This window comes from Halomonas sp. FeN2, from assembly GCF_020595105.1.
GTDB lineage: Bacteria > Pseudomonadota > Gammaproteobacteria > Pseudomonadales > Halomonadaceae > Vreelandella > Vreelandella neptunia.
Genome location: NZ_CP074200.1, coordinates 2,546,270 through 2,570,413, shown reverse-complemented (window position 1 = coordinate 2,570,413; position 24,144 = coordinate 2,546,270). Strand labels below are relative to the sequence as shown.

23 protein-coding genes and 1 other RNA gene are annotated in these 24,144 nt (G+C 56.3%); 8 read left to right on the top strand and 16 right to left on the bottom strand.

Annotation, left to right across the window (positions count from 1 at the left end; translation table 11 throughout):
• Positions 1-8 precede the first annotated feature (8 nt).
• The 7 genes from ruvX to KF947_RS11775 all read right to left on the bottom strand — a co-directional run bounded on the left by ruvX (position 9) and on the right by KF947_RS11775 (position 4,692).
• A complete protein-coding gene (gene ruvX / locus KF947_RS11805) occupies positions 9-464 on the bottom strand; it encodes a Holliday junction resolvase RuvX (protein ID WP_022520995.1) in 456 nt (151 codons plus the stop codon).
• Positions 464-1,021 carry a YqgE/AlgH family protein gene (locus KF947_RS11800; protein ID WP_133733094.1) on the bottom strand — a complete coding sequence of 186 codons (558 nt, stop codon included), beginning with the start codon at positions 1,019-1,021 and terminating at the stop codon, positions 464-466. The genes ruvX and KF947_RS11800 overlap by 1 nt, the downstream gene beginning before the upstream one ends.
• A 71-nt stretch (positions 1,022-1,092) precedes the next feature.
• Complete coding sequence (gene gshB / locus KF947_RS11795) at positions 1,093-2,049, bottom strand: glutathione synthase (protein WP_223289097.1); 957 nt, start codon at positions 2,047-2,049, stop codon at positions 1,093-1,095.
• 77 nt (positions 2,050-2,126) lie between these two features.
• The gene (locus KF947_RS11790; protein WP_133733096.1) at positions 2,127-2,819 is read right to left on the bottom strand and encodes a S1 RNA-binding domain-containing protein; all 693 of its coding nucleotides are present in this window, start codon (positions 2,817-2,819) and stop codon (positions 2,127-2,129) included.
• A gap of 128 nt (positions 2,820-2,947) precedes the next feature.
• Positions 2,948-3,715 (bottom strand): 16S rRNA (uracil(1498)-N(3))-methyltransferase, encoded by a 768-nt coding sequence (locus tag KF947_RS11785; protein WP_227404060.1) that lies wholly within the window; start codon positions 3,713-3,715, stop codon positions 2,948-2,950.
• 3 nt (positions 3,716-3,718) lie between these two features.
• Positions 3,719-4,228, bottom strand: a complete 510-nt coding sequence (gene secB, locus KF947_RS11780) for a protein-export chaperone SecB (protein ID WP_133733098.1) — start codon at positions 4,226-4,228, stop codon at positions 3,719-3,721.
• A 41-nt stretch (positions 4,229-4,269) separates the two neighbouring features.
• Complete coding sequence (locus tag KF947_RS11775; protein WP_022521003.1) at positions 4,270-4,692, bottom strand: rhodanese-like domain-containing protein; 423 nt, start codon at positions 4,690-4,692, stop codon at positions 4,270-4,272.
• Positions 4,693-5,058: 366 nt separating this feature from the next.
• Between KF947_RS11775 and gpmI the strand changes: the two genes are divergently transcribed.
• The 3 genes from gpmI (at position 5,059) to KF947_RS11760 (ending at position 9,198) form a co-directional block, all read left to right on the top strand.
• Positions 5,059-6,636, top strand: coding sequence for a 2,3-bisphosphoglycerate-independent phosphoglycerate mutase (gene gpmI, locus KF947_RS11770; protein ID WP_227404059.1), 1,578 nt, complete (start codon positions 5,059-5,061; stop codon positions 6,634-6,636).
• On the top strand, positions 6,636-7,778 hold the full coding sequence (locus KF947_RS11765; RefSeq protein ID WP_227404058.1) for a murein hydrolase activator EnvC family protein: 1,143 nt from the start codon (positions 6,636-6,638) through the stop codon (positions 7,776-7,778). Before gpmI ends, KF947_RS11765 begins: the two co-directional genes overlap by 1 nt.
• 106 nt (positions 7,779-7,884) lie before the next feature.
• Positions 7,885-9,198 (top strand): S41 family peptidase, encoded by a 1,314-nt coding sequence (locus tag KF947_RS11760; RefSeq protein WP_227404057.1) that lies wholly within the window; start codon positions 7,885-7,887, stop codon positions 9,196-9,198.
• An 11-nt stretch (positions 9,199-9,209) separates the two neighbouring features.
• On the opposite strand, the gene KF947_RS11755 is transcribed toward KF947_RS11760, so the two are convergent.
• The 4 genes from KF947_RS11755 to KF947_RS11740 all read right to left on the bottom strand — a co-directional run bounded on the left by KF947_RS11755 (position 9,210) and on the right by KF947_RS11740 (position 13,810).
• Positions 9,210-10,490, bottom strand: coding sequence for a UbiH/UbiF/VisC/COQ6 family ubiquinone biosynthesis hydroxylase (locus tag KF947_RS11755; RefSeq protein WP_227404056.1), 1,281 nt, complete (start codon positions 10,488-10,490; stop codon positions 9,210-9,212).
• A 41-nt stretch (positions 10,491-10,531) separates the two neighbouring features.
• A complete protein-coding gene (ubiH, locus tag KF947_RS11750) occupies positions 10,532-11,761 on the bottom strand; it encodes a 2-octaprenyl-6-methoxyphenyl hydroxylase (protein WP_227404055.1) in 1,230 nt (409 codons plus the stop codon).
• Positions 11,762-11,855: 94 nt separating this feature from the next.
• Positions 11,856-13,196, bottom strand: a complete 1,341-nt coding sequence (gene pepP, locus KF947_RS11745) for a Xaa-Pro aminopeptidase (protein ID WP_227404054.1) — start codon at positions 13,194-13,196, stop codon at positions 11,856-11,858.
• A gap of 35 nt (positions 13,197-13,231) precedes the next feature.
• Positions 13,232-13,810, bottom strand: coding sequence for a UPF0149 family protein (locus KF947_RS11740; RefSeq protein WP_227404053.1), 579 nt, complete (start codon positions 13,808-13,810; stop codon positions 13,232-13,234).
• A gap of 180 nt (positions 13,811-13,990) precedes the next feature.
• Between KF947_RS11740 and KF947_RS11735 the strand changes: the two genes are divergently transcribed.
• The 3 genes from KF947_RS11735 (at position 13,991) to KF947_RS11725 (ending at position 15,224) form a co-directional block, all read left to right on the top strand.
• Positions 13,991-14,290: a cell division protein ZapA gene (locus KF947_RS11735; protein ID WP_071694902.1), complete on the top strand. Its 300-nt coding sequence runs from the start codon at positions 13,991-13,993 to the stop codon at positions 14,288-14,290.
• Between the two features lie 91 nt (positions 14,291-14,381).
• Positions 14,382-14,564, top strand: a non-coding RNA gene (ssrS, locus tag KF947_RS11730) — 6S RNA.
• A gap of 45 nt (positions 14,565-14,609) precedes the next feature.
• Positions 14,610-15,224, top strand: coding sequence for a 5-formyltetrahydrofolate cyclo-ligase (locus KF947_RS11725; RefSeq protein ID WP_227404052.1), 615 nt, complete (start codon positions 14,610-14,612; stop codon positions 15,222-15,224).
• A gap of 430 nt (positions 15,225-15,654) precedes the next feature.
• Here the strand turns inward: KF947_RS11725 and ilvA are convergent, their stop codons facing one another.
• Complete coding sequence (gene ilvA, locus KF947_RS11720; protein ID WP_133733107.1) at positions 15,655-17,169, bottom strand: threonine ammonia-lyase, biosynthetic; 1,515 nt, start codon at positions 17,167-17,169, stop codon at positions 15,655-15,657.
• A 175-nt stretch (positions 17,170-17,344) separates the two neighbouring features.
• Between ilvA and rpiA the strand changes: the two genes are divergently transcribed.
• Positions 17,345-18,019, top strand: coding sequence for a ribose-5-phosphate isomerase RpiA (gene rpiA / locus KF947_RS11715; RefSeq protein ID WP_133733108.1), 675 nt, complete (start codon positions 17,345-17,347; stop codon positions 18,017-18,019).
• A gap of 126 nt (positions 18,020-18,145) precedes the next feature.
• Here rpiA and waaA read toward each other — a convergent pair whose 3' ends face one another.
• From waaA to KF947_RS11700, 3 genes are read right to left on the bottom strand one after another with little or no spacing between them, the layout of a single operon-like run.
• On the bottom strand, positions 18,146-19,438 hold the full coding sequence (waaA, locus tag KF947_RS11710; protein ID WP_227404051.1) for a lipid IV(A) 3-deoxy-D-manno-octulosonic acid transferase: 1,293 nt from the start codon (positions 19,436-19,438) through the stop codon (positions 18,146-18,148).
• Positions 19,439-19,448: 10 nt separating this feature from the next.
• On the bottom strand, positions 19,449-20,879 hold the full coding sequence (hldE, locus tag KF947_RS11705) for a bifunctional D-glycero-beta-D-manno-heptose-7-phosphate kinase/D-glycero-beta-D-manno-heptose 1-phosphate adenylyltransferase HldE (RefSeq protein ID WP_227404050.1): 1,431 nt from the start codon (positions 20,877-20,879) through the stop codon (positions 19,449-19,451).
• Positions 20,869-21,966 carry a glycosyltransferase family 9 protein gene (locus KF947_RS11700; RefSeq protein WP_227404049.1) on the bottom strand — a complete coding sequence of 366 codons (1,098 nt, stop codon included), beginning with the start codon at positions 21,964-21,966 and terminating at the stop codon, positions 20,869-20,871. The genes hldE and KF947_RS11700 overlap by 11 nt, the downstream gene beginning before the upstream one ends.
• On the opposite strand from KF947_RS11700, the gene KF947_RS11695 reads away from it, so the two are divergent.
• Positions 21,965-22,672, top strand: a complete 708-nt coding sequence (locus KF947_RS11695) for a 3-deoxy-D-manno-octulosonic acid kinase (RefSeq protein ID WP_227404048.1) — start codon at positions 21,965-21,967, stop codon at positions 22,670-22,672. The genes KF947_RS11700 and KF947_RS11695 overlap by 2 nt on opposite strands.
• Before the next feature lie 55 nt (positions 22,673-22,727).
• Here KF947_RS11695 and KF947_RS11690 read toward each other — a convergent pair whose 3' ends face one another.
• Entirely contained in the window at positions 22,728-23,996 is a 1,269-nt protein-coding gene (locus tag KF947_RS11690; RefSeq protein ID WP_227404047.1) for an O-antigen ligase family protein, read from the bottom strand.
• Positions 23,997-24,144 lie beyond the last annotated feature (148 nt).

Here is a 24,144-nt window from a genome sequence, read left to right as displayed (position 1 = left end):
GACAGGAATTATAAAGAGAGGCGTCCGCCAGGTAAGCCTTCCTGGTGGGCGAACCAGCCCTCAAGAATAAGAATGGCCGCGATGCCATCGACACTGTCTTGACGATAGTTGCCTTTATGGCCCGCCTCACGAGCGATTAGCTTGGCTTCCCGCGTGGTGCCACGCTCATCGACCATTTCACACGGTTTACCAAAACGACCATGCAAACGATTTCCGAACTTGCGAGCGCGGGTGCTCATATCTGACTCGCTGCCGTCCATATTAAGCGGCAGGCCCACCACTAACAGATCCGGCTGCCACTCGTTAAGCAGCCGTGACACGACATTCCAATCGGGAATCCCATCCCTTGCCGTCAGCGGAGTGAGCTCACGCGCACTGCGCAGCAGTTCGTTGCCCACCGCCACACCGATACGCCGAGTGCCGTAGTCAAAGGCCAGGATTAACCGCTGCCCCGCTTCGGCCATCAGGCGTGCCCCGCGTCTCGGGTCATCAGGTTCAGATCAATACCCAGTAAACCTGCCGCCGCGGTTAAGCGCTCAACGGGTGGTGTGTTGAAGAGCACGCTGCTCTCGGCTTCAACCGTTAGCCAGCTGTTCTCCTTCAGTTCCTCTTCCAACTGCCCAACTTCCCAGCCCGCGCAGCCTAAGCAGACTAAAAAGTGCTCTGGCCCCTCGCCAGCGGCAAAGGCCTGGAGAATATCCAACGAGGTGGTCAGCGCAATGCCATCCTCCACCTGAATACTCGAGTCCCACTGCTGGCTATCGCCAACATGCAGAATGAAGCCACGGTCTTTATGCATCGGCCCGCCGTAATAAACCGGCGCGTTACGGTGTGGACTCGCTTCACCGCCTAATTCCAGCTGATCAAACAGCGCCTCAAGCGTGATCTCTAACGGTCGGTTAGTGATCACCCCCATGCAGCCGTTGTTATCGTGATCGCAAAGATAGATCAGACTACCGGCAAAATTAGGATCTTCTAAATGCGGCATAGCCATTAGAAAGTGATGTTTCAAACTTTGCATGCGTCTCCCACTGCCTGCTGGCATCCAGCAGGCATAGCGTAATAAGTGTCATTATAAGAGTGAAGCCGTGCTTAGGCTAAGCGGCGCTCAATGGCATCCAGCAGTAAACCGGCAATATTAGTGCCCCGCTGATCATCAATTTCACGCACACAGGTGGGGCTGGTAACGTTGATTTCAGTAATATAGTCACCGATGACATCGAGGCCGACAAACATTAAGCCTTTATCACGAATCATGGGCTGTACCTGCTGAATTAGCCAGCGATCACGATCAGTGAGCTCGCGACTCACGCCCCGCCCACCGGCAGCTAGATTGCCACGAGTCTCGCCCGCAGAGGGTATACGCGCCAGTCCAAAAGGAACGGGCTCACCATCGACCAACAAAATACGCGTATCGCCATTCTTAATTTCCGGCAGGTAGCGCTGGGCCATAATTTGCCGCTGCCCGCGCAAGGTAAGCTGCTCAATGACCGCGCCGATATTACGGCCTTCCGGGCCAATATGAAAAATGCCGGTGCCGCCCATGCCATCCAGCGGCTTGAAGATGACATCGCCGTGCTCCGCATGGAAAGCGCGCAGTACATCGTCGCGGCTGGCCACAAGCGTCGGCGCGCAGCACTGAGGGAACTGTTGCGCAAACAGCTTTTCATTACACTGCAACAGCGCTGCCGTGGGGTTAACCACCAGCACACCTTCACGCTCAGCAAAGCCCAGCAAATGTACAGCGTTAGTAAAGTCAGCGTCGACGGGCGGATCTTTACGCATCAACACCACATCCAGCTCAACCAGTGGACGCGCAGAGGGCTCGCCCAGGTCGTACCAGTGGTTCGGATCACGATGCACTGTTAACGGCCGCATACGTGCGTAGGCTTGCCCTGCATTCAAGAAAAGATCCTCCTGCTCCATATAATGCAGGGTGTAGCCGCGATCCTGGGCGGCCCATAGCATGGCCATGGTGGTGTCTTTCTTGTAAGCGATGTCGCTGATGGGATCCATCACAACGCCGAGCTGCAGATTTGATTGGCTCATCGGGGGCACTATCCAAACATGAACAATAGAGGCCCAGTATGCCGCACTGCCCGCTAGGCTCCAACTGCCCTAGCTCACTACTCGCTGAGCGCACCAGGTACTAAGCGAATAGCGTCAGGCTCCAGGGTGATTAACTGCTGCTTATAAAGCCGTCCAATGGCCTGTTTATAGGCGCTTTTACTTACCCCTAAGCGTGCTTTAACTTCATGGGCAGGGCTTTTATCCCCCAGCGCCAAATAGCCGCCGCTTTCACGCAATGCCTGCAGTATCTTATCGCCTACCACATCTAAACGAGCAGCACCTGGCGGTAGCAGCGAGATATTTAGGCGACCATCTTCACGACGCTGCTTCACGTAGCCCTTGACTGATTGACCACGGCGCAATGGCTGAGTGACGTCGTCCTGATAAATAAGCCCCCAGTAACGGTGATTCACCACCACCTTCATACCCAGATCAGTACGCTCCGCCACCACGACGGCGACTTCGTCACCCTTTTCCATGGCCCAGGCGTCATCGGTCAAAAAACGATCCAGCTTCATCGACGCCACTGGCCGCCCCTGATCGTCGCTATACAGCATGACCAGTACCCGTTTACCGGGATCAGGGCGGAACTGCTGCTCACTAAACGGCAGCAACACATCTTTCGGCTGCCCCCATTGTAGAAACGCGCCGATGTTATTGACGGCCGTGACCGTTAGGTACGCCACCTCTCCCAACTGGGCGGCTGCATCGCTGGCGGATCGGGGGGATGAGTGTGACTCACGCACCATGGGTGTCGTCCTTAAAGAAATAGATAAACATTATGGTGCCTAAGATAGATAAGGCAAAGCGCGGCAGGATAAGAGTGAAAAAAAACAGCCACGCTTGATGATAGATGGCTTTCACTAATAGTAAGTACTTACAAATCGCCAAAGTAGTGCTGCAGCAGCGAAAGTGCCACAACAGGAGCCGTCTCTGTACGCAACACCCGTGGGCCGAGAGTCAGCGGCGTAAAGCCAGCGGTTTGGGCAGCGGCAATATCATTCTCGCTTAAACCGCCTTCAGGGCCGATAAGCAGCGCTACCGACGCCGGGCGGTCTTGGCGATCGAACGCATTGCCGGTCGCTAGATGCAGCATCAAGCGCAGCGGCTCCTGACGTTCTGCAAGCCATGCTGATAACGGCATCGGTGAATGCACTTGGGGCACCACCGCACGACCACTCTGCTCGCAGGCGCTAGCAGCCACTGCCTGCCAGTGGGCGAGCTTTTTATCTTCGCGGTCGCCCTTTAAGCGAACGTCACCGCGCTCGGTATAGAGCGGAGTAATCGCCGCAACGCCCAGCTCGACGGCCTTCTGAATGGCGTAATCCATTCGGTCGCCTTTAGAGATGGCCTGGCCTAGATGAACCGACAGCGGCGATTCACCACTGCCCGACCATACAGCTTCGACCCGCGCTAGCGTCTGCTTGCGGCTAACGTCTGCCAAACGCACCCCCGCCTCAAGACCTTGGCCATCAAATAGCACCAGCGGCGCGCCTTCACCCATGCGCAATACGCGGGTGATATGGCGCGCCGGGCCGTCAGGCAGTACGACGTCACTGCCTGCTACGAAAGCAGCAGGCACATAGAGTCGTGGCATTTTGCCATGCCGAGCATACCAATCAGCGGCGTGCGTTTCTGACGACATCGCTTAGTGGGTATTCTCTTCTGCTTTCTGAGCCTGCTGTGCTTCGCGCTGCTTACGCTGGGCGTACATCGCTTCGAAGTTAACCGGTGCCAGCATCAGCGGCGGGAAACCACCACGGTTGACCAGGTTATCCACGCACTCGCGGGCATAGGGGAACAGCAGGTTAGGGCAGAAGGCACCTAGCGTTTGATCCAACTGCGCACCTTCAATACCGGCAATACGGAAAAGGCCCGCCTGCTCCACTTCCGCTAGGAAAGAGGTGGTACCGGTTTCGTTGTCGTTCACCTGGGCAGTGACTTTGACCACCACTTCATACTGGTCATCAGCAATTTTAGTGCTGGTTGTATTAAGATCCAGGTTCACCTTGGGTTTGAACGCCTGCTTGAACACCGAGGGCGAATTGGGCGCTTCAAAGGAAATATCTTTTACATAAATACGCTGCAGCGAGAATTTGAGCTGCGGTTTTTCGTCTGCCGCGGCGCCCGCCTGCGGTGTGTTGTTATCTTCCGCCATGAGAAAACTCCTAATTGTTGATTAAATAAAGGTAGCGTTGGTTACTTTTTAACCACCGGAAGGCCGTCGCCTTGCCACTGCGCCATACCGCCTCTCAACTTGTAAGCGCGCTCAAAGCCTGCTTTGGTGAGCTTGGCCTGTGCGGCGCCAGAACTCTGACCGTGCTTGCATACCACGATGATCGGCTGGGCTTTCACTTTATCCAGTTCGCTCATGCGGCTATCGAGGTTGCTCTGCGGGATGTTGCGCGCCCCCGCGATATGCCCGGCTTTGAAGTCTTTGTTTTCACGGATATCCAGCACCACCGCGTCTTCGCGGTTGATAAGCTGAGTGGCCTGCGAGGCGGTCAGTGCATTTGTGGAGGCGCTGCGCGTTTCATAAATAATCCACGCTATCAGCACCAGCAAAAATGCCCCAACTAGCAGGGGGTGGTTCTGTACGAATTCGAACACCTGATCGATCATCGCGAACACAATCTCTTGGTCTATGCAGAAAAAAGCGGCCTAACCGCTGCCAAAACGCGACAAGTATACACGTCAGATAGCTTCCCGCGCAGGCCAGGAGGCTGTCCGGCTTGGCTGATCGTCGCGAGAAGCACGGATTTTGATCCAAATTTATCGATCGATTGAGGCGAATAGCGCGCTATTTAACGAAATCGATCGACTAAAGTTGGCCAAAATACCGGGATTCGCAGTAGATCAGTGTTAAGCCGGACAGCCTCCTAAATCATGACGCCTGGCAGTTGCCTGCGTTATGATGCCCCAAGCGTGCGCCTGTCGCGACCCCGAATTTTCGAGTCGTTCGGCTTGCCAATCTTAACGAGGTTTTTTATGGATACTTCTCGCACCCCGCGCCCCGTGGCGCTGATTATTCTCGACGGCTACGGCCACAACCCCGAGAGCGACCATAATGCGGTGGCCGCTGCCCATACGCCGACGATGGATAAACTGTGGGAAAGCCGCCCTCACGCCTTCGTTCATACCGATGGCCTTAACGTGGGGCTACCCGATGGCCAGATGGGCAACTCTGAAGTCGGCCATATGAATATTGGTGCCGGACGTATCGTTTATCAGGACTTCACCCGTATCAGCAAGGCGATTGAAGACGGCGACCTGGATGTTAATGACAACCTCACCCAGCCAATTGACGAAGCTGTCGCCAATGGTCGGCCGGTACACTTAATTGGCCTACTCTCCCCCGGCGGCGTCCACAGCCATGAAGACCACTTCATTGCCATGGCCGAACTCGCGGCACGCCGTGGGGCCCAGCGTATTTTTATCCATGCTTTCCTCGATGGTCGCGACATGCCACCGCAGAGTGCGTTAGCTTCGATAGAGCGCGCCAATGCTCGCCTGGCCGAGCTGGTGGGCGCTGATAATGGCTTTGTGGCATCGATTATTGGCCGTTTCTACGCCATGGATCGCGACAACCGCTGGGAGCGGGTTGAGCAAGCCTACCGCCTGCTCACCGAGGGCCAAGCGGAGTACTACGCCACCAGCGCTGAAACTGCGCTCCGTGACGCCTACCAGCGCGGTGAAACCGATGAATTTGTGGCGGCTAGCAGCATACCGCTCAAAGATGGTTCCAAAGAAAATGCGATTACATTGCAGGATGGCGATGCAGCGATTTTCCTTAACTTCCGCTCCGACCGCGCCCGGGAGCTGACCCGCGCCTTTGCCGAGCCGGATTTCAACGGCTTCGAGCGCCGGGTATGTCCCAAGCTTGCCGGTAAAGGACTGGTGATGATGACCCAGTACGCCGCTGACATTCCTGCGCCTGCCGCCTTCCCGCCATCGGATCTCAATGACACCCTGGGGGAAGTCGTCGCCAAGCGTGGCATGAAACAGCTGCGTATTGCCGAAACAGAGAAGTACCCCCACGTGACCTTCTTCTTTTCAGGTGGAAATGAAGCCGAGTACGAAGGCGAGGAGCGCATCCTGGTGCCCTCACCTCGAGATGTGCGCACCTATGACGAAAAGCCTGAAATGAGCGCCTTTGAGATTACCGATAAGCTCGTCGACGCTATTGATGGCGGCAGCTTTGACCTGATCGTTTGCAACTATGCTAACGGCGATATGGTCGGCCACACCGGCGACTTCAATGCAGCGGTAAAAGCCATTGAGACCGTCGATACCTGCGTGGGTCGTGTCGTTGAAGCCATCGAGCGTGCAGGCGGCGCCTGCTTAATTACCGCCGACCACGGTAATGCCGAACAGATGGTTCATCCCAAAACCGGCGCACCGCAAACCGCCCACACCACCTTTGTGGTACCGCTTATCTACGTCGGCGAACGTGCGGCCTCGCTTGAAGAGGGCAAACTATGCGACCTGGCCCCCACGCTGTTGACCATGATGGATCAGAAGCAGCCCGAGGCAATGACGGGTAAACCACTGATCCATTATAAGTAATGTCTAATCGGCTCTATTTGGCAATAACTCTCCTGCTGGCGCTAAGTTATGCGCCAGCAGGCTTCGCCCAACAGGATGAAAATGCGGCACGCCGGCAATTGGATGCGATTGGCCAAGAGATCGAGTCCGTTGCCCAACGCCTCAGCGCCACTGGCGAGGCCCGCGATAACGCCGAACGCGAGCTCAAGGAAGTCGAAACCAAACTAGCCGAGACTCATCAGCGCTTAGACACGCTACAAGCTGAGCGCCGCCAGTTGAATGATGAAACGACCCAGCTCCGTCAACATCGTGACCGACTGGAGAGCGAGCGTGCCGATCAATATGCCGCCTTAGGCCAGCAGCTCTCAGCGCTTTACCGCCTTGGCCCAACGCCGCAGCTCAAACTGCTGCTTAACCAGGGCGACCCGTCCGAGCTTGATCGTATGCAGGCGTATATGAATCGGCTAACTGAAGCACGCAATCGACGCTTAAATGCTATCGCCCGCCTCGATACGGCGCTCGCCGATACCCAAAAGGAGCTAAGCGAGCGACAGGCCCGCCTCGATACGCTGGCCGATGAGCTAGAAGAGCAAAGCGCGCTGTTAGCCCAACGCACCACCGAACGGCGAGGCGTTGTTTCCAACCTGGATGACCGCTACGGCAGTGAAGAGGAGCGGCTGGCCGACCTCAATCAGAGCCGCGAAGAGGCCGAGAGGGTACTCCGTAATATCCAGGCGGAGATGGCAAAACTTGCTGAACCCACGCCTACTACGCATATTGTAAGCACCCAAGGTGATTTGCCTTGGCCGGTACAGGGTTCAATCAGCAGCAATTTTCACCATCGCGACGGCGTGCACTATAACGGTATTGTGATTCAGGCCAGCGCTGGCACCCCGGTTACTGCCGTACACACTGGCCGAGTGGTATTCGCTGACTGGATGCGCGGGTTTGGTAACTTGTTGATTATCGACCACGGTGACCAGATCATGACGCTGCATGCTCACCTGCAACAGTTTAGCGTCAGGCCTGGTCAGCAGGTCAGTCGCGGTGATGAAATTGGTCGCGTAGGTGATAGCGGTGGTCAAACCCGCGCGGCGCTCTACTTCGAAGTTCGCCGCGGGGGTGAACCAATTAATCCACAGCGTTGGATTGCGCGTCGCTGACGGGATAAGCTGCATGACTATTGATGTCTCAATGTTCATTTTCAACTAAACATTTTCCACGACAGGGTGCGCGCTATGGCGCCACCTATCGCCCTGCGGAGTCTGCATGACGCTATCAGTTACCGGGGTATCAGCCCCCGCCAAGCGCTTCTTGGCTACCCTGCTCCCGATTGCTTTACTGTCGGCCCCGCTACCGCTGCTCGCCCAACCAGCTGGTAGTGGTGCGGGGGATGAGCCATCCTACGAACTACCCCTGGAAGATATTCAGACCTTCGCCGAGGTGTTCGAGCGCATTAAGCGTGCCTACGTTGAGGAGGTCGATGACAGCACGCTGCTACGCAACGCTATGCGCGGCATGCTAAGCGAGCTAGACCCCCACTCCGCCTACTTGGATGAGGAGGAGTACCAGAGTCTGCGCGAGTCGACTCAGGGCGAATTTGGCGGCATCGGTATCGAGGTGGGCACCGAGAATGGCCAGCTCATGGTGATTACGCCTATCGATGACACACCCGCTTCCCGCGCGGGGCTACTTTCTCGTGATGTTATCGTCGCCATTGATGGCACACCCACCGACAGCATGTCGCTGCAAGAGGCCGTCACCCTGATGCGCGGCGAGCCGGGCACCGACCTACGCATTAGCGTGCTGCGTTCAGGCGAAGATTCACCGCGGGAATTTACCTTGACCCGCGAGGTTATTCGCAGCGAAAGCGTTAAACATGAGCTGCTCGAGCCCGGTTATGGCTACCTGCGTGTTAGCCAGTTCCAGTCGCGTACCCCGGAACAGGCGCGCGATGCGCTTGAGCTTATGGCTCACGAGCAGCCTTTAGAAGGATTGATACTCGATTTACGTAATAACCCCGGTGGGGTGCTACAGGCCGCCGTCGGCATTGCCGACCTGTTCCTGGATGAGGGCTTGATCGTGTACACCGAGGGGCGCCTTTCGGATACCGAAATGTCGTTCTCCGCCTCACCCACCACGCCCGCTGCCGATGTGCCGCTGGTCGTGTTGATCAATGGCGGCAGTGCGTCAGCGGCGGAAATCGTCGCCGGGGCGCTGCAGGATCAGCGGCGTGGCGTGATTATGGGCACCGATAGTTTTGGTAAAGGTTCAGTGCAGCAGATTATGCCACTCGGTAATGGCGAAGGACTCAAACTCACCACGGCGCTCTACTACACTCCCAACGGACGCTCCATTCAGGCCCAAGGCATTGAGCCCGATGTGGACGTCGTGCGTGGCCGTTTAGAAGTGGCAGAAAGCCGTCGTGAAATTCGCGAATCCGATCTTGAAGGCCACCTAAGCGCTCAGCAGGCACCCCGGGATCGCCAGGAAATGGCCGAGCGACTACTTAATGATTACCAGCTCAGCGAAGCGCTTAATCTGCTTAAAGCACTCAATGTAGTCGACCGTCAGCGACGTTAACGACGCCTGATTTAACGACAGCTAAGCGGCAGGCGGCCGCGCTCCCCGGTCGCCTGCCGCATCAATACCCGCTTTAGCGGCACCAACTGGTTCATGCCACTCATTCCCAGGTTACGCGCCAGCGTCAACGCCGGATCGTGGCTGCCGAACAGCACTTTAAACCCCTTCATCAGCCCCAGCATGGCGCTGTTATCAAAGCGCCGCCGGCGCTCATAGCGCCTCAAAGTACTTAACTCTCCCCAGGGCGCACCGCGCTGCCAAGCATGCACCACCTCTTCTGCCAAGACCGCCGCATCCATAAGGCCTAAATTGACGCCCTGGCCCGCCAGCGGATGAATGCTGTGGGCAGCGTCTCCCACCAGTGCGAAATGCGGCTGCACATAGTGACGGGCATGGCGCTGCACTAACGGAAACCGGTGGGCCTTATCGCAGACCGTTACCTCACCTAGGCGATGGCCAAACGCCCTCTCGAGCGCCTCCCCAAGCGCTTGGCTGGGCAATTCACTAAGCTCAGCTGCGTGCTCCGGCGTGGTCGACCATACGATGGAGCAGTAATGGTCATTCCCTTCCACGGTTAAAGGCAGAAATGCCAGTGGGCGACCGTCAATAAACGCTTGCCGAGCAGCGCCACCATGGGACTTGGCGCACATAACGGTGGTCACCACAGCCTCCTGCTGCATATCGTCGCTGGCCACCTCGATACCGGCCATTTCGCGTAGCACCGAGTGGGCACCATCTGCGGCGATGATTAACGGCGCATGTAGCTGTCGCCCATCGTCAAGTATCAGCCAGTCGCCACTTGAGGCTGGCTTTGAAGTAGGTGAGCTTGTGCGCTGCAACGCCTGTAGGCGAGCGCCAAAAAATGGGGTGACATTGGGATGGCCAACGACCTGGCTATTGAGCGCGGCCAGCGTGACCGCGTTCTCAACAATATGGCCCAGCACCGCGACACCCGCCTCGTCGGCAGAAAAGGCAATTTCACCACTGCCTTCGGCATCCCATACCTGCATACCTTGGTAGGGAGTCACTCGGGATTTCTGCATTGCAGGCCAAGCGCCCAAATGGGTTAGCAAACGCTGAGAGACCGGCGTTAACGCGCTTACCCGCGGCGCTGGCAGCTGGCTAGTGGCATGTTCAAGGCTTAACGGCGCGGGCTTTGCTTCCACAAGCGCTACCTGCATGCCCGCCTGGGCTAACAGCGCGCAGAGCGCAGTACCGACCATGCCTCCGCCAACAATAATCGCTTCAAAGCTTTCCACCGACGGCTTCGCAATAGAAGAGTCCGTATGCATAGCGTTCCCTTGTTCATATTCATAGCCTAGGATGTATAAGCTTAACGTTCTAAGCCCATGGCGCGTCGAGCCAGCCCTCGCCGCAGGGGCCCAACCAGATTCAAGCCGATTAACCCCGCGGCCCGGGCATGGGGCAACAGCGGGAAGGAGAGCCCGAATAGCCGCACCAGGCCGTCGCTAAAGCGAATCACATTGGCGCGGTCTCGGGAGCGCTGCTTCTCAAAGGCTTGCAGCGTACTCATATCGCCCAACGGCCGCTTGGCCTGCTCGCCCTGCTCCAGCGCTTCGACCAGATCCATTACCCCACGCAGGGCCAAGTTGAACCCCTGCCCCGCGACCGGGTGCAAAGCGTGGGCAGCGTTACCCAATACCGCCAGCCCTGGGCGCACCGGTTCTTCAGCGGTGACCAGTGAAAGCGGATAGGCGTGTCGGGTGCCTACGCGGGTAAAGCGACCCACCCGGTCGCCAAAAGCACGCTGAAGTTGCAGCAGAAATTCACGCTCGGGGAGCGCCATACGCGCTGTTTCGCTGCCACTGGGGTGCGTCCAGATTAGCTCCATGGCCTGGCCGGGCAGGGGCAATAGGGCCATTGGCCCTTGGGAGGTAAAGCGCTCGTAAGCGACCCCAAGATGGGGCTGGCTTACCCCCACGTGTGCAATCAGCGCCGTCTGCTGGTAAGACTCATGGCGGCTGCCAATGCCTAATTGCTCTTTAAGACCAGAGCGCCCTCCATCGGCCAGTACCGTTAACCCTGCGGTTAGCTGGCTACCGTCAGAGAGCTGCAGCTCATGCCCATTAGCGACGGGGGTAAGTTGCTCAACCTTCGCCGGGCAGTGCCACTCCAGCGGCAGTTGAGCAAGCCGTTGGTGCAGCACACGGCCCATCCACGCATTGGGGATGACATGACCCAACGCGGCGACGCCTAGCTCGTCAGCGCTCAGCCGTGTCGCTCCTAAGCGGCCGCGCTCACTGATGTGAATGCGCCTGATAGGCGTGGCCTCGCCGCGCATCGCTTCCCACACGCCCAACTGCTGGAAGCGCTGGGCTGAACCTTCTGCGATCGCGCTGGCCCGGGCATCAAAACTGGGCTGCCAGGTAGTTTCCTGCGGCTGAACAGCCAGAGGCGCCGACTCAATGATCGCCACACGCCAGCCATAGCGCTCAATCAACGGCGCCAGGGCGCAGCCTAAACTGGCGCCTACCAAGCCCCCACCCACAATCACGATGTCATGCGTCAGCGCTCCCTTAACCGCCTGATTAGACTGCTGCATTGGCTTCTCCCGACCACGACGCCACTTCATAAAGAGGCACTAATAATTTCGTAACGTAAATTACATAAAGGCCATTGCAAACATTTATGACTGGTTATTTTTTAGCCATTAATGCTTCGATTTCGACGATCTGCTTAGGCACGTCTGCGGTCAGCACTTCATGACCTTCGTTAGTGACGACCACATTGTCTTCAATTCGAATACCAATGCCCTGATAGGCGTCAGGAATATCGTCATCATTAGGAATATACAGGCCTGGCTCCACGGTGAGCACCATGCCTGCGACCAGTGGCCGAGGTGTTTGCTCATCCAACCGGTAGGTGCCGACATCGTGTACGTCCAGCCCTAACCAGTGTGACGTTGAGTGCAGGTAAAAGCGCCGATAACTCTCGTCATCAATGCGCGCCTGAACCTCGCCTTCCAGCAGGCCAAGCTCAATCAACCCGGCAGTTAAGTCATGCACCACGCCCTGGTGGATATCAGCAAGGGTGGCACCCGGCTGGACGGCACTCACAGCGCGCTGCTGGGCGTTGAGCACCACTTGGTAGAGCGCTCGCTGGGCATCACTAAACCGCCCAGACACCGGGAATGTGCGGGTGATATCACCGGCATATAACTCAAACTCGGCACCCGCATCGATTAGCACCAAGCCGTCTTCACACAAAGGTGCACTATTTTCAATATAGTGCAGTACGCAGGCGTTGGCACCGCTACCCACAATCGTACTGTAGGCAGGGCCACTGGCCCCATGCCAGACAAACTCATGCTCTAGCTCGGCCTGGAGCTGAAACTCGCTCAACCCGGGGCGAGACACCTGCATGGCGCGCCGGTGAGCATGGGCAGATATCAGCGCTGCATGCCTGAGCAGGGCAATTTCAGCATCGCTTTTGATTAGCCGCATGGCGTGAATCAACGGACTGATATCAAGCCAACCTTTTAATGGCGGCCGGCCACGTCTAAGCCCGGTCTGGGCTTCCTGCAAAGCATCTTCAGCCATACTGACGGCTTCGGCGTTGTCTAGGGGCAGATAAATTAGCTCACGACCTGCCAACAATTCGAGCAGCCGTTCATCGCGTACTGCGTTTTCAAACGCCTGATTAATGCCGTATTCGGCGACCACGCCTTCGGCACCTAAACGGCGCCCCGTCCAGGCTTCCATGGTGGGGTCGCGATCCTGACAGAACACCACGCTTTCACCTTCAGCGCGCCCTGGGAGCAGCACCAGCAGCGCATCCGGTTCGCGTATGCCCGTCAGGTAGTAAAAATCGCTGTTCTGACGGAAGGCAAATTCACTGTCCCGTGAACGGGTCATCAGCCCGGCACCGGGAAGAACCACCGCTGCGTTATGTGGCAACTGGGCCATTAAGGCGTCACGGCGGTGGCGATACTCGGCCACGCTGACCGCAGGGGGACGAGGTAACATTTCGGGCCGCATAGAGGCTCCTAGCATAGAGATTCAGACTGAGGCGATTAATGAACGGGCGCGTCGGTTTGTTCGACTTGCGGCATCCCAGGGTGTTGCTCGGTATACAGCAACATGGCGGCCATACGGGCATGCTCGGTAAGCGCAAACAGATCGTTTTCATTTTCGGGGCTGTCGTCGATATCGGTATCTATACGGCCCAGCGCCTGCAAGTCATCAATCGCCTCACGGAGCGCCTGAGACCAGCGCTCACGCAGCTCGTTGTCGGCTACTTCATCGACCACTTCGATAAAGCCCAGCGTCCACTCTTTAAGCCCTTGCGCCTGCTCGCCCAGGGAGAACAGCTCGTCGGGTAGCAGCGGCGTATAGTCCAGGTCGCTAGCGCTGAGCGCCTCTACGGTTTGCCGCCGCCAGCCTAGTAGCCGCTCGGCGCTTGCCTGATCGCGAGGCTGCTCAACGCCTAGGCTCTGGCAGACTTCGTCCAACCAAGCCTCTGCATTCACATCGCGTAGTGCCAGCAGCGCACATAAACGACCATCCAAAAAAGCTGGTGACTGCATTCTGCCATGGAGAAGAAAGACATCTGCGACATCGGAGAAGTCCTGACGCTCATCAATCAATGACATAGTATTTAATAACCTCGTATTCACTGGGCGTGTGATGGATAGGGTGGCGTCAATGGTACGAGATGCACTCGCCGCGCGTTGACCGCGCACAAGCGCCTCTCTTATAGTGAGCGACACCTATCTTCCTATGCTGTGATGTTAACGCATTGGGCCCCTTGCTGGCCCGTGCTGGAGTCTTTGATGAGCAACGCCAAGCGGCCAACCAAAGAAATAACCCTGTTAGGGCGCGGCTATATCATTGCCTGCGACACGGGCGAAGAGGCCAAACTTGATCGCGCCGCGCGCTACTTAGACCGCGCCATGCAGGGTATAAATGCCCAAAGCAGCGTGTTGGGGAGTGAGCGTGTGGCGATCATGGCAGCCCTCAATATCACCCACGAGCTTCTTGAAGCCATGGATGAACACCGCGCCGGTGAAGAGAACCTGCACCGCCTAAATGAACGCCTTGAGCGAGCATTGGCCAAAACGCGCCCGTCCTAGGCTTTACCTGAAAGTGCTGTCAGCGATTAAAGACTCGGCGAACGTTTAACCCAGACCTTTGGCATTAGCCGTCGCTCTGTTAGGATGGCGGGGTTCTCTGGGGTGTACGCCAGTCGTTATAGTCCCTCGAGCCTATGCGTAATACCCAGGGGGCCAAATGCTAGCCAGGCCCGTGTGCATGTCCGTGCGTCGGAAAGCCTGACGGTCTGGCTGCGGCCACCCACCTGAACCAGTAGGTTCAGGGCCAGAATGACAGCGGCACTCTGGAGAACACCCGAACATAGCTGTGAGAAAATATAGGGCATAAGAGAACATATGCATGGAACGCCTGCATCCGGAAGAGGATAAGCGCGCGCTACGCCGCTTTTTACGTCGCCAACGCCGAGCCCTTTCTCAGCATGAGCAGCGCCTTGCGGCAGAGCGCTTGTGCCAACGATTAAAAACCCTGCCTGAAATACGCCGCTCACGGCGCTTAAGTCTTTATCTGCCTGTCAACGGCGAAATCGATCCTACCCCGCTTATTCCCTGGTTACGCCAGCGTAACGTCGATATTTACCTACCTGTTTTACGTCCGTTTAGCGCTAACCACCTGTGGTTTGTTGCCTATCGCTCTGACACCCCAATGGTGAAAAACCGTTTTGGGATTTGGGAGCCTGATGTGCGATTCAGCGCCCAGCGGCGTAATCGGCTGCCCGCTTGGGCACTAGAAACGCTGATTGTTCCGCTAGTCGGATTTGATGCTAATGCGAACCGCATGGGCATGGGGGGCGGGTTTTACGACCGCAGCTTAGCGTTTATGCATCGCCCCGGCCCATCGCCGACTTTGATTGGCGTCGCTCATGCCTGTCAACAGGTGGCTTCTCTGCCTGTGGAGCCATGGGATGTGCCTTTACAGGTAGTCGTCAGCGACCAAGGCTGCGTACGCCGCCAATAAACCGCTACAAAAAAGGCCGACCCAATAAAGGATCAGCCTCTCTCATCTGCTATTTGTCACCTTGCGGGGATTAGCTTCCCGACAACGCCTGCGCATAGCCGGTAGCAAGTACACCTAATGCAAAAACCACCATCAACGCCATTACCATATCAGGCTTCTTCCGCCGCATGCCGCTTCTCCAACACCTTTGCCGTTGCCGAATGTGCTAAATCCACCACACTTTACGGTTTTAAAAGGGTGGCAGATTTGCTTAATTTCGCTCACGACTATAGGGCTATTAGGCCACCGTTGACAACTGGTTTAACGACATTTTTTAGCCCCATTTCTGAGGATTAAGTTACGTTAAGCCACTAGCAGTTCTGACGTTTAAGGTGAGCAACTACTTACACAAAACTATTTACGCAGACCTTTTACTTACCGCGCGGCAACGCTAAGCCATAAATAGCCGATAGGCCGGATTATCACTTTCGCGCCAATAACGGTAGCCGATGGCATCTAAATACTCCGCCACATGGGTACGGTCACCGTTGGGCACTTGCATACCCACCAATACGCGACCATAGGCTGCGCCATGGTTGCGATAGTGAAACAACGAAATGTTCCAGTCGTGGGGTAACTGCGTCAAAAAGTTCATCAGCGCACCGGGGCGCTCGGGGAACTCAAAACGGTACACTTCTTCTTCAAAACGCTCGCTGGGACGGCCGCCGCTTAGGTGGCGAATATGCAACTTCGCCAACTCATTGTCGGTCAGGTCTTCCACTTGGTAGCCACCGTCACGCAGCTTGTCGATTACTGCCTGACGATCTTCACCGCCGGGCTTCACCTGCACGCCTACATAGATATGCGCTTCGCTGCTGTCAGCGTAGCGATAGCTAAACTCGGTCACCATGCGCTTGCCCAGCGTGCGGCAAAACTTTTTAAAGCTGCCGGGGTTCTCGGCAATGGTCACCGCCAGGATCGCTTCACGCTGCTCGCCTAGCTCTGTGCGCTCGGCAATGTGCTGTAGGCGGTCAAAATTGGTATTGGCGCCTGAGTTAATGCACAGCAGCGTTTCGCCCTCAGCACCGGTCTGCTGAATATATTTTTTCAGCCCCGCCAGCGAAAGCGCGCCAGAAGTTTCTGCCACTGCACGGGTATCTTCAAAAATATCTTTCACCGCCGCACACATTTCATCGGTATTAACGGTGATAACGCCGTCGATCAGATCTTTGATCAACGAAAACGGCACCTCGCCGATTTGCGCCACCGCAACGCCTTCGGCAAATACGCCCACTTGGTCGAGCACCACACGCTCACCCGCCTCCAATGCGGCTTTTAGGCAGGCACTGTCTTCGGCTTCCACACCGATCACTTTGATATCCGGGCGTAGGTACTTCACATAAGCCGCGACACCGGCGATCAACCCACCACCACCAACCGGCACGAAGATGGCATCTAAACGCCCAGCGTGTTGGCGCAGAATTTCCACGCCGATGGTGCCTTGACCGGCCACCACATCGATATCGTCAAACGGCGGAATATAGGTGTAGCCATGCTCTTTGATCAGCTCTTGTGCATGCTCGACGGCAGCGGCGAAGGCATCCCCTTTGAGGACGACCTTGGCGCCCCGGGCACGCACCGCCTGCACCTTGATATCGGGGGTTATGCGCGGCATCACAATGACGGCTTTGACCCCCATCAGCTTGGCGGCCATGGCCAGCCCTTGGGCGTGGTTACCGGCGGAGGCGGCAATGACACCTTTATCTTTTTGAGCCTGGGTGAGCTGCGCCATTTTGTTATAAGCGCCACGGATCTTGAACGAAAATACCGGCTGTAGATCTTCGCGCTTAATCAAAATCTGGTTGTTGAAACGACGCGACAAAAAGGGTGCAGGGGAAATCGGTGTCTCACAAGCGGCTTCATAAACGCGGGCTTGGAGGATCTTTTTGACGGTTGCTTCGAGCATGCGGGTATCCCAAGAGAAAAACGTGAGCGGACAAAGCTTTCATTGGTAGCAGATTACGTATAGCGGCGTCTAGCCGCGTTTCCATCGGCAGGCAACGTTTAGGTCGTTATACTAGCGCCACTATCTCTTTTCTCTAACTCTCCTCTGACTCACAAGGCTTTTTATGAACCAAGCTATGAACCAGGATGAATTAAAGGCCGCCGTGGCGGATGCCGCCATTGCAGAAATTAAATCTCAATTGGAAAAGGATACCATCTTAGGCATTGGCACCGGCTCCACGGCTAACCTGTTTATTGATCGCCTGGGCCCCCTACGCCATCACTTTAAAGGCGCGGTGGCGAGCTCTAAGGCAAGCGCCGAGCGCCTTGAGAAACTGGGCATTGAGGTGTTTGAGCTCAACAGCGTTGGCACAGTCCCTTTTTACATCGATGGCGCAGACGAAGTAAATGCCAACTTACATATGATTAAAGGCGGTGGTGCTGCGCTAACTCGCGAAAAAATTGTGGCTGCCTGTGCCGAACGCTTTATCTGCATTGCCGATGGCTCAAAGTACGTGCCTCAGTTAGGTCATTTTCCGCTACCGGTTGAAGTCATCCCCATGGCTCGCTCTTATGTCGCCCGCGAGCTGGTAGCGCTTGGTGCCGAGCCGGTTTATCGCCAGGGGGTAGTCACCGACAATGGCAACCAAATCATCGACTGCTTTGAATTTTTGATCGAAGACCCGGTAGCCATGGAGGCGCGTATCAACGCTATCGTCGGAGTGGTGACCAATGGCCTGTTTGCCGCCCGCGGCGCCGATGTTCTGCTGCTGGGCAAGGAAGATGGCGTAGAGCGCATCGCGCGTTCATAAAAAGACTATTGTCACTCGTTGAGGAATTATCTCTGCCAGAGTGATTTCTGCACGGGTGGGAGGTAGCTTTAGCTCACGACCATTTAAGCGGATAACAAGATAACGGCATATAAATACCTGCACTGGTTACCGGGGCAGCAGGGCTTCCAATCCTGTCAGGGTGAGAGCCAGCGCACCTTTTTGTGCCTCAATCACCGCGCGGCCGGCGCGTCCAGCCTGTTGGGCGCGCTCGGGGTTGGCAAAATAGCCTGCCACAGTGTCTGCCAGGGCCTCCGGGCTATCGACTAAGGTTAGCGCACCTGCCGCTAGAAGCGGCTCAGCCACATCAGCGAAGTTTTCAATTGAGGAGCCGCTAAGCACCGGCCTGCCGAGCGCCGCGGGTTCAAGCACATTGTGCCCGCCCAATGGCACTAGGCTGCCCCCCACAAAGGCCACACGGCCCGCCGCATACAGCATAGCCAATTCACCAAGCGTATCCCCCAGGTAAACCTGCGTTTGCTTTGTGGCAGGCTGCTGGAGGCTGCGGCGGCTGAGTGCCCAGCTTTCTGTTTGGCAAAGCTTAGCCACCTCATCAAAGCGCTGGGGGTGACGGGGCACCAGCACCAGCAACGCGCTCGGATAGCGCCTAAGTAGCTGACGATGAGCTTGAAGTATCAGTGTTTCTTCGCCATCTCGGGTTGAGCCCGCCACCCAAACCGGACGCTCTCCCCAGTCTTGAAGTAAGTGCTCACCCTCTTTCTTCGCCTTATTTTGGCTAGCCATTTCAAATTTCAGCGAGCCGACTATGCGGGTGATACCCGTGCTGCAGCCAAGGGCATTAAAGCGTTCGGCGTCTGCCGATGATTTTGCAGCTAGCCAGCTAATCTCGGCGAGCGTGCTGGCCATTAGCGGGCGCAGGCGTTGGTAGCGCTTAAAGGCGCGGGGCGATAGGCGGCCATTCACCACTGCCACCGGCACATCCTGCTGGCGGCAGGCGTGGATCAGATTGGGCCACAGCTCGGTTTCAAACAGGATCGCGAGTTCGGGCTGAACGCTGCGTACAAAGCGTCTGGCAGCACCGGGAAAATCCAACGGTAGAAAGCGATGGGCAAGCCTTGCTTGATCGCTTGGGGTTTGCTCGCTAATAAGCGCTTGAGACTGCTGGGCGCCGGTAGCGGTCATGGTGGTGAGCAGCAGGCTATGCATTGGGTGACGCGCTAGTAGTCCCTCAATCAACGGTCGAGCAGCGCGGACTTCTCCCACCGAGGCGCAGTGCAGCCAAATGCGTGGCGCAGGGGGAAGCGGCTGCAGGCGTAAACCCAGCCGTTGAAGGCGTGAGTAAGTGGGTACTTGCTCACGCCAGATGCGCCAGCCAATCAGCGGTGAGAGCGCATACAGTGCCGCTGAGTAGGCAAGCCGAGGCCAGGCAGGTGAAGACATCAGAGGTTTCTTAACGCTCACGATCTAGAATCGAACTAATCATCGCCGAGGTCGACACGCCATCTTCAAAGCCCAGTACTTTAACCTCGCCACCATTAGCGATAACCGCCGCGCCCCCGGCGATATCTTCTGGCCGGTAGTCGCCACCTTTGACTAATATATCGGGTAGCACCGCTTCGATCAGCGCCTGGGGGGTGTCGTCACCAAACGGCACGACCCAATCGACGGCGCCTAACCCCGCCAACACCTGCATGCGCCGGTTAAGTGGATTAATCGGCCGCTTGGGCCCTTTCAGACGGCCAATAGAGGCATCGTCGTTAACCGCGACGATTAAACGGTCACCCAGGCGTTTGGCCTGCTCCAAATAAGCCACGTGGCCAGCGTGCAGAATATCAAAGCAGCCGTTGGTCATGACCACCCGCTCACCGCGCAGTTGGGCAGCACGCACCGCCTCGATCAATACATTCGGTTCAATCACCCCAAACTCAGCCAGCTTATCGCCGTGTAGCGCAGTGTAGAGCTCGGCGATGGAAAGCGTGGCCGTGCCCGGTTTGGCCACTACCAGCCCAGCCCCTAGGTTGGCCAACATCATCGCTTCGGGAAAGGCGTGGCCCGCCGCTAGCGCTAACCCCATTAAGCCAATAACGGTATCGCCCGCCCCTGTCACATCGAAGACTTCTTGAGCGCGGGTAGGCAGGTGTAGCGGCGCATGCCCATCACGAATCAACGTCATGCCCTTTTCGCTGCGGGTAATCAGCAATGCTTCCAGCTCAAGCTCAGCGCGCAGCGCTTCGCCGCGGCGGGATAACTCAGCATCGGTCGCACAATGGCCCACCACGGCTTCAAATTCGGTGAGATTGGGGGTAATTAAACTCGCCCCACGATATTTGCTGAAATCCTGCCCTTTCGGATCGATTAGCACCCGCTTACCCTGAGCTCTTGCATTGGCTATCAAGTTCTCTACTTGGTTCAGCGTGCCTTTGCCGTAGTCGGAAAGGATCACTATGTCGCAATCAGGGAGCGCCTTTTCTACCTGCGTCACTAGCTCAGTGGTATCGACACTGTCCAAGCGCTGCTCGAAATCCAGGCGCAGCAGCTGCTGGTTACGACTCATCACACGCAGCTTGGTAATCGTCGGCACCTCAGCGCTACGCTGAAAGTAAGTACTTACCCCTGAAGCACTCAAGCTGGCTTGTAGAATCTGTGCGTTGTCATCGTCTCCGATCACGCCCGCTAGCACCGCGTGGCCACCTAGGGAAGTAATGTTCAATGCCACATTGGCCGCCCCGCCTGGGCGATCTTCAACATCTTCCACGCGCACCACCGGCACCGGCGCTTCGGGGGAAATGCGCGAGGTACCGCCATGCCAGTAGCGATCTAGCATGACATCGCCGACCACTAGCACGTGGGCATGTTCTAAGGCGGTTAAATCAATCTTCATCAGTGCTCCCTGCGCAGGCGGCAGACACGTTATGCGCCATCAGTGTATCCAGTTTAGCGATAACGTCGTCTGCTTTAATCAGCATCATGGCACTTGGGTGGCGTACCCGTTGGCCCCAGCTCACCTCATCTACCGACTTATGCAGATAAGTACGTACCGCTTCGGGGTAGGCGTTGACCGCAAAATCACGCCACAAATAGGGCGCGGCACGCTGGGGATTGGTCGATGCATAAAGGCCCAATGCCGGCGTTCCCATGGCATTGGCCATATGGATTGGGCCGGTATCCGGCGCTATCACCGCTTGGGCTTGATCGATCAACGCTAAAACCCCTTTTAAAGAGGTGCCGCCAATGGCGTTAATCACACTGGCTGGCTGGCAGAGCGCTTCGATTTGATCGCCGATCTCCCTCTCCAAGGCACTACCACCGCCGGTCAATACGCTTTTAAGACCGTGTTGCACCCAAGCATGTTCAATCACGCTAGCATAGCCTTCTACCGACCAGTTGCGAAAATTACGCAGGCGAACGTTGCTACACGGGTTAATGACGAGGTAAGGGGCCTCACCGCTGATCACCTGAGCCTCATTACGTGCCGTATCGGGCACAGGTAAATCCCACGTTAAGCGGTCATCCTCTACCCCGAGCACCCGGGCGAAGTCCATAAAGGACTCCAGCACATGGGCATTCGGGTGGGGCGCGAGCTGATGCTGGGTGAACCAGTGCTGAGCATCTTTGGCGCGCGCCTTGTCATAGCCCACACGTACGTCGGCCTTCAGCCCAAGTGACAGCACGCTGGCACGTATGGCCTGCTGCATATGCAGTAGTACATCGAAGCGCGTATCGGCAAGCTGCCGCCATAGCGCACGCATACCGGCAATACCGGTCGACTTGTCGTAAACAACGAACTCGACCCCGGAAAGCCCCGCCAGTAGACTGTGCTCCCCCTTACCGATAATCCAAGTAATGCGCGCATCGGGCCACTGGCGCTGCAACGCCCGCACAGTGGGCACGAGATTGCACACATCTCCTAGGGCGGAGAGGCGCAAAATGGCAATGTGGTTAGGCTGAACAGGCAGAGAGGGCTTCATGCGCTTAGCGGCACTCCGGCAGAGAAATTGGCTGATTTTACATGATGTAGACAGTTTATGTGACGCGCCGGGAACACACCAAATTGATCCAGACCTATTCACTCGCGATTACTGGTGTGAACGCGGATTAATTGTGGGCGAAGCGCCTGGCCGGGGCAGTAGCCTGTTTTTACAGGCAACCCCGACCGAGCAGTGGGTATTAAGGCCCTATCGCCGGGGGGGCATGGCGGCCAAACTCAGTGAGAAACGCTATTTATGGACTGGCGCTGAGCGCACCCGGGCATTTCGTGAACTGCGCTTAACCGCCAAGCTTTTTGAGCAAGGCCTACCGGTACCCCGCCCCGTAGCGAGCTGCGTTACCCACTATGGGCTTACTTATGAAGCCGCGTTGATTACCGTGCGCATTGCTGGCGCCAAAGCATTCGCTGAGTTACTCGTCAACGATCTGGCGGATGAAGCGTTATTAAAGCGTGTAGGTGCTATGATTTACAGCTTTCATCAAGCGGGACTTGATCATGTTGACCTGAACGCCCGCAATATTTTGATCGACCCCACGGGCGAGCCTTGGCTGATTGATTTTGATCGCTGCAGGCTACGGTCTCCAGGGAAGTGGGGGAAAGAAAATTTAGAGAGGCTGGAGCGCTCCATCAAAAAGTTCACCGAAGCGCCGTTTATGCCTATCATTTATAAAGGATACCGCTGCTAATTCAGTTGTTACCTAAACCGGGTATCAATTTTGAGTGTTCCTCTCTGGGTTCAGTTCATATAGCTTGATTCTCAAGCTTCCGCTGGCAGGCTTGGTAGCTACCCCATAACACCACAAGCCAAAAAGTGTAAATCATGACCCCGCTATTATGAGTCAAAAAAGCTTGTGAGAGACCAAAATCTATATAAGCGACCGGCAGCAGCGCCCCACCTACGGCTAATGATCGAAGTTCCAGATTAGGCGCATTCAACTGGCGCATAAATAGCCGCAGAGGTACCAGATAAAGTAATAGCAGAGCGGCAAGACCAAGGACTCCTCGTTTAGCGGTCGCATCCACAAACTCATTGTGTGCATGCTCATACTGAACAACGCCTGGATCAATCACACCAACCCCCGCTAGCGCCTGCATTCCGTGTTGATAACCATTGCTACCCCAGCCAAGTAGCGGTTTCTCAATGATTAGATGGGAGGCCCCCTTCCACATCTCAAAGCGCGCTCCCACTGAGGAGGTTCGGCTCTTGCCCGATACATAGCGTTCAATATCTTCGAACGCCTGATGGACACGTTGTTGAACACCTAGCTGAGGCACTGCATATACGCACAACGCCCCCAACAACACTATAGTTAAGGCGCCTATCTTCCAGTGCGTAGCGAGCTCATATCCATAGGCGCGATACAGCACCCAAAGTACAAAGGGAAGCCCTACCCATCCCCCTCTGCTACCGGAAAAGAGCGAACCCAAGACACCTCCCAGAGCCCCCAGAGTCAACAAAAGCAGCCACTGTTTGCGATTGGGCTGCACAATTGCCCAGCCCATACCGGCTAAACATAATATGCCCGTTAACATACTAATGTTCCCAAACTGGATAACATGGGTATACCCGCCTGCGCGCTCAACGCCTATAAGAAGCTTTTGCCAAGCGCCCCAGCTTCCAACAGCCACTCCCCCCACGGCCAGGCCACTCCATAGCCAACCTAGCCGTGGTGGATAGGCCAATATCAACGCTAATACAGGAACTACCAATATAAAACGCAATGGTTTATCCGCACCTCGAAATCCCTGCTCGTCGCTCCAGGCTTCGAATAGCCCCACCAGTGCGTAAAAAGCCAATACACCAATAACCCACCAATCTTGACGGTCAAAGCGTACATTTGTGCGGATGAAGGGCAGCGCAAAAGCGCCAAGCAGCAATAGCCCGGCGCCTACTGAGTAGCCTGAGGGTACAATTAGCGCAATGGCGCCCAGTAGCAACACCGCAACGGAGGTATACCCGCGCATCAGCGAAAAATGAGAGGGCGCAGAAGAGAGTGACGATAAGTCCATAAGTATTTCCGTTTGGGCACGGGGTGGAGAAAAGTCGCTATTCTGACAGACTCTTTACTGCGTGACAGCCAATCCTCTGCCAGGGTTCAATGTGAAGACTAGCTTGTATCTCAGCAGCAGTGGTTATAATTAACTATTTCGACTTCAA